4 protein-coding genes are annotated in these 5,010 nt (G+C 71.0%); 3 read left to right on the top strand and 1 reads right to left on the bottom strand.

Annotated elements, in window-relative coordinates; translation table 11 throughout:
* Positions 1–272 precede the first annotated feature (272 nt).
* Entirely contained in the window at positions 273–1,598 is a 1,326-nt protein-coding gene (locus VP06_RS32385) for a CHASE3 domain-containing protein (RefSeq protein ID WP_048467936.1), read from the top strand.
* Between the two features lie 55 nt (positions 1,599–1,653).
* On the opposite strand, the gene VP06_RS32380 is transcribed toward VP06_RS32385, so the two are convergent.
* Positions 1,654–1,887, bottom strand: coding sequence for a GcrA family cell cycle regulator (locus VP06_RS32380; protein ID WP_048430796.1), 234 nt, complete (start codon positions 1,885–1,887; stop codon positions 1,654–1,656).
* 316 nt (positions 1,888–2,203) lie between these two features.
* Here VP06_RS32380 and VP06_RS32375 point away from each other — a divergent pair, with 316 nt between their 5' ends.
* Together VP06_RS32375 and VP06_RS32370 are read left to right on the top strand one after the other, a co-directional pair.
* The gene (locus VP06_RS32375) at positions 2,204–3,850 is read left to right on the top strand and encodes an inorganic phosphate transporter (protein ID WP_048467935.1); all 1,647 of its coding nucleotides are present in this window, start codon (positions 2,204–2,206) and stop codon (positions 3,848–3,850) included.
* Between the two features lie 107 nt (positions 3,851–3,957).
* Entirely contained in the window at positions 3,958–4,971 is a 1,014-nt protein-coding gene (locus VP06_RS32370) for an NAD-dependent epimerase/dehydratase family protein (RefSeq protein ID WP_048467934.1), read from the top strand.
* Positions 4,972–5,010 lie beyond the last annotated feature (39 nt).

Raw genomic sequence — 5,010 nt, 5'->3', positions numbered from 1 at the left:
AATTCGAGATGGGTCAACGGCCTCGTCGATCCCGGGCTTGCCTGAGATCGAGTCGATGCGTCAGCATCTTGGGCCGTTGGTATCCCGCGGCACGGAGGAAATCCGGCTTGGCCGGCCTCCCCGCCGATCGGCCCCAAGCCAGGATTTCTTCCGCGTAGCGGTGTAGCATGCGCGTCAAGGAGGCCGGCCGGTCGATGGCGGACGACCGGAACCCTCCCATATCGCCCGGACGCCGAGGGCCGGTCCCGGCCCGGTGCCGGACGGACCCGCCGATGATTCCAGACCCGACGCCCGCTCCCGCTTCCCGCCGGCCGCTCCGCGCGCGGCTCGGCCCCGTGCGCAGCCGGGCCGGTCTGACCACCGCGGGCGTGGCCCTGCTGCTGCTGGTCGGCTCCGCCAATGGGCTGCTCCTGGCCTGGCAGAGCAGCGTTCAGCACCGCATCACCCACACGCTGTCGGTCGACCGGACCCTGATGCAGGTGCTGGCCGACCTCCTCGACGGCGAGACCGGGCAGCGCGGCTACCTCCTGACCGGCGATCCGGCCTTCCTGGTGCCCTATACCGCCGGACAGGCGCGGGTCGCCGCGGAGCTGCCGGTGCTGGACACGGAGCTGCGCGGCTCTCCGGCCCAGGAGGCCCGCCTCCGCGCCTTGCGCCCCGCCATTGCCCGCAAGTTCGCCGAACTCGACCGGACGCTCGCCCTCGACCGGGCCGGCGACCGCGATGGCGCGCTGGCGCTCGTCAGAGCCGGCGACGGCAAGACGGAGATGGACGAGATCCGCCGGATCATCGAGACGATGCGTGCCCAGGAGGACGATCTGCTGCTCGGCTACCAGCGGCACGCGCACCGGATCGAGGCGATGGTGGGAATCGGCAGCGTCGTGTCGGTCGGCATCATGGCGCTGCTCGCGGTGCTGGCCCTGCGCGAGACGGCGCGGCGGGCGGCCCTGTCACGCTTCCTGCCGGCCGAGCTGGCGCCGCTGCTGGAGCGCGGCGGCGGCATCGAGCGCGGCGGTGGATTGCGGCTCGGCGAGCGGCGCCACGCGGCCATCGCCTTCGTGGACATGCGCGGCTCCACCACGATCGCCGAACGGGCCGATCCCGAGACGGTGGCGATCCTGGTCACCGGATTCCGGCGCTGCGTCGCCCAGGCCGCCCGGGAGACCGGGGGCGTGATCGACAAGTTCATGGGCGACGGCGCCCTGGTGGTGTTCGGCGTGCCGGAGCCACGGGCGGACGCCGCTGCGCAGGCCATCGCCTTCGCGGAGCGGCTCGAAGGGCTGGTGGACGGCTGGAACGCCACATCGCGCGAGGCCCCGGTGGCGATCGGCATCGGGGTGCATTGCGGCGAGGTGTTCGTCGGCGTGGTCGGCGACGACGACCGTCTCGAATTCACCGTGCTCGGCGACGCGGTCAACGTCGCGGCCCGGCTCGAACAGGCGACCAAGGCGTTCGCCACCACCACGCTGGTGTCGCAGGCCACCCTCGACGCGGCGCAGGCCCTCGGCCATGCCCCCGGCACAGCCTGGCGCGAGGTCAGCCGCTCGCCCCTGCGCGGCCGGCAGGAGGCGTTCCCGATCTACGGCCGGGCGGCCTGACACCGGTGTCGGAAAAAACGCCGCGGGACGGGGTAGCGGTCCCGGCTGTCCTCTGCTATCGCAGCCGCCCCGGCCGGGTCGGCTCGAAGACGATCCGGCGGTGGAAGGCGCACCAGCTCTTGCCGTCCTGCACCGGCGCCCCGCAACAGACCGCACGGTCGTTCGGTTCGCCGATGATGAACTTGCAGACGAAGGCGCCGGATTGGGCAAACGGAACCCGGAGGCTCGGGGAGGGCTCCTCGACGGCGTCTGCGGTCACGATATGCGACATGCGCACGAGCTGGTTCATCGGGTACTGACTCGCTGGCCTTCCGTCACCCTCAACCACAAGGGCACCGGGCCGGTTCGTGGCGGGCAGGTCCGTCACCGGAATCTCCACCCATGAGATCCGCGCCTCTGAGACCCGTTCGCACACGCGTCGCAGGGGAAGCGGTATTCGGATGAATTTGGGGTTGCGTCGCGCAGAACGCAAGCCCCCTAAGCATTTACGTGTGAGTTTCGTCGGCCCGGGCTTGTCCGCGGCGGCGGCGGACGCGCCCGGCGGCGTCATCGACATGCCATCTGGGTGCCCTATCCTGGGTTGTGTCCCGTTGCGTGAGTTCGCCATGACCGACGCTGCCCTTGCCCCCGACCACGCTGGCGCGACGCATGGTCACGGCCGTCCCGGTCCCCGGCTCGACCACGGCGTGCACCCGGCGGCGGTGATCGGCTTCCTGGTCGTGCTGGCGGCAGGGCTCGCCTATGGCGGTTACAACCTCGTCGCCGACATGCAGCGGGCCGGCCAGCCGCCCCTCGCCCTGGGAGCCTTCGCGCTGCTCGGCCTCGCGCTCCTGATCGCCCTGGCCTTCGAGTTCGTGAACGGCTTCCACGACACCGCCAACGCGGTGGCGACCGTGATCTACACCCATGCGATGCCGCCCCTCGTCGCGGTGATCTGGTCCGGCGCCTTCAACTTTCTCGGCGTGATGGCCTCGACGGGGGCGGTGGCCTACAGCGTCGTGACCCTGCTGCCGGTGGAACTGATCCTCCAGGTCGGCTCGGGCGCCGGCTACGCGATGATCTTCGCCCTGCTCCTCGCGGCGATCGTGTGGAACCTCGGCACCTGGGCGCTCGGTCTGCCGAACTCCTCCTCGCACGCGCTGATCGGCTCGGTGATCGGCGTCGGCCTCGCCAACCAGCTCATGGCGCCGGGCCACGCCGCCTCCGGCGTCGCCTGGGGGCAGGCGGTCACCGTGCTCGAATCGCTGCTGTTCAGCCCCCTCGTCGGCTTCGTCTGCGCCGCCCTCCTGCTCCTCGTGCTCAAGCGCCTGGTGCGCCGGCCCGACCTCTACCGGGCGCCGGAAGGGGACGCGCCGCCGCCGCTGTGGATCCGCGGCCTCCTGATCCTCACCTGTACCGGCGTGTCCTTCGCCCATGGCGGCAATGACGGCCAGAAGGGCATGGGGCTGATCATGCTGATCCTGATCGGCGCCGCCCCCACGGCCTACGCGCTCAACCGCACCATGCCGGATTCGAGCACCCCGGCCTTCGTGCAGGGCTCGCAGAGCGCCAGCCGGGTGTTTCGCGACCATGCCGGCGCGGCACCCGTGCCGGACGCCGCCGGGGCACGGAGCAAGGTCGGCGAGGCGCTGAAGGCGGAGGCGCCGGCCAAGGCGCTCGCCGCGCCGGAGACCTTCGCGGCGCTCGCCGGCCTCGCGGACGACATCGCCGCGCAGGTCAAGAATTACGGCGCCATCCGGCACGTGCCGGCGGAGGCGACGCAGAACCTGCGCAACGACATGTACCTCGCCGGCGACGCAGTGCGCCTGCTCACCGGCGAGCACTCGCCCTTCACCGAACACGAGACGGCGACGCTCACGGATTACCGGCGCACCCTCGACGACGGCACCCGCTATATCCCGACCTGGGTCAAGGTCGTGGTCGCCCTGGCGCTCGGCCTCGGCACGATGGTGGGCTGGAAGCGCATCGTCGTCACGGTCGGCGAACGCATCGGCAAGCAGCATCTCACCTATGCGCAGGGCGCCTCGGCCGAGGCGGTCGCCGCCGGCACGATCGGCTTGGCCGAAGCCTACGGCATGCCGGTCTCGACCACCCACATCCTGTCGAGCGGGGTCGCCGGCACGATGTGGGCCAACGGCACCGGCTTGCAGATGGCGACGGTGCGCAACCTGGCGCTGGCCTGGATCCTGACATTGCCGGCGGCGATCACGCTGGCGGGCGGGTTGTACTGGGGCCTGCGACACGTTTTCTGAGGTAGGTGTTCCGAGTCCGGCCCCGAGGGCGGTCGGGCTGGCAACCCGCCCCCCGCCGGTGTAACCGCCCCGGGCGGGCGATGTCGGCCCGCGCCAGGGACCCCGCCATGCGCTTCCTCGTGACAGGCACGGCCGGCTTCATCGGCTTCCACCTCGCCCGGCGCCTGCTCCAGACCGGCCACGAGGTGGTGGGTGTCGACGGGCTGACCGACTACTACGACGTCGCCCTGAAGCAGGCCCGGCTGGCGCAACTCGACGCCTGTCCCGGCTTCTCGTCCCACACCTTCATGCTGGAGGAGCCCGGCGCCGTCATGGCCCTGATGGCCGAGACGGCGCCTGAGGTGGTGGTGCATCTCGCCGCACAGGCCGGGGTCCGCTACAGCCTGGAGCACCCCGAAGCCTACGTCTCGGGCAACGTGGTCGGGACCTTCCAGGTGCTGGAGGGCTGCCGGGCGCATCCGGTGCGCCACCTGCTCTTCGCCTCGACCTCCTCGGCCTATGGCGGCAACCGGGATGTGCCGTTCCACGAGACCGACCGTGCGGTGTGGCCGCTCACCATCTACGCCGCCTCGAAGATCGCCGGCGAGGCGATGGCGCATTCCTACGCCCATCTCTGGAAGATCCCGACCACCGCGTTCCGGTTCTTCACCGTCTACGGGCCCTGGGGCCGGCCCGACATGGCGTTGTTCCTGTTCACCCGGAAGATCCTGGCCGGCGAGCCGATCGAGGTCTACGATCACGGTCGCGCCGTGCGCGACTTCACCTATATCGACGATCTCGTCGAGAGCATCAGCCGGCTGATCGACATGCCCCCTCCCTTGCCGGGCACGGAGGCCGTCTCGGCGGCAGACACCCTGAGCCCCGTCGCGCCCTACCGGATGGTCAATATCGGCGGTGGCCGGCCGGTGAGCGTGGCGGCGATGCTCGACGCCCTGGAGGAGGCTCTGGGCGCCCGGGCCGTGCGTCACCTGCGCGACCTGCCGCCCGGCGACGTCGAGCGAACGGAGGCGAGCACCGACCTTCTGCGCGACCTCGTCGGCTACGTGCCGGCGACGCCGCTCTCGGCCGGTATCCCGGCCTTCGTCGCCTGGTACCGGGCGCATTATACCGACGGTCGTTGAAAACGACCTTTGGTTCTGTTCTCGAATTTTCGCCAAGCC

It is taken from the genome of Methylobacterium aquaticum (assembly GCF_001043915.1).
Taxonomy (GTDB): Bacteria; Pseudomonadota; Alphaproteobacteria; order Rhizobiales; family Beijerinckiaceae; genus Methylobacterium; species Methylobacterium aquaticum.
This window is presented reverse-complemented; position numbering and strand designations above follow the sequence as displayed.

Excerpts from the sequence above, each read along its gene's own strand:
- VP06_RS32375 (WP_048467935.1), top strand. The coding sequence starts at position 2,204 with ATGACCGACGCTGCCCTTGCCCCCGACCACGCTGGCGCGACGCATGGT.
- VP06_RS32380 (WP_048430796.1), bottom strand. The coding sequence starts at position 1,887 with ATGAACCAGCTCGTGCGCATGTCGCATATCGTGACCGCAGACGCCGTC.
- VP06_RS32385 (WP_048467936.1), top strand. The coding sequence starts at position 273 with ATGATTCCAGACCCGACGCCCGCTCCCGCTTCCCGCCGGCCGCTCCGC.
- VP06_RS32370 (WP_048467934.1), top strand. The coding sequence starts at position 3,958 with ATGCGCTTCCTCGTGACAGGCACGGCCGGCTTCATCGGCTTCCACCTC.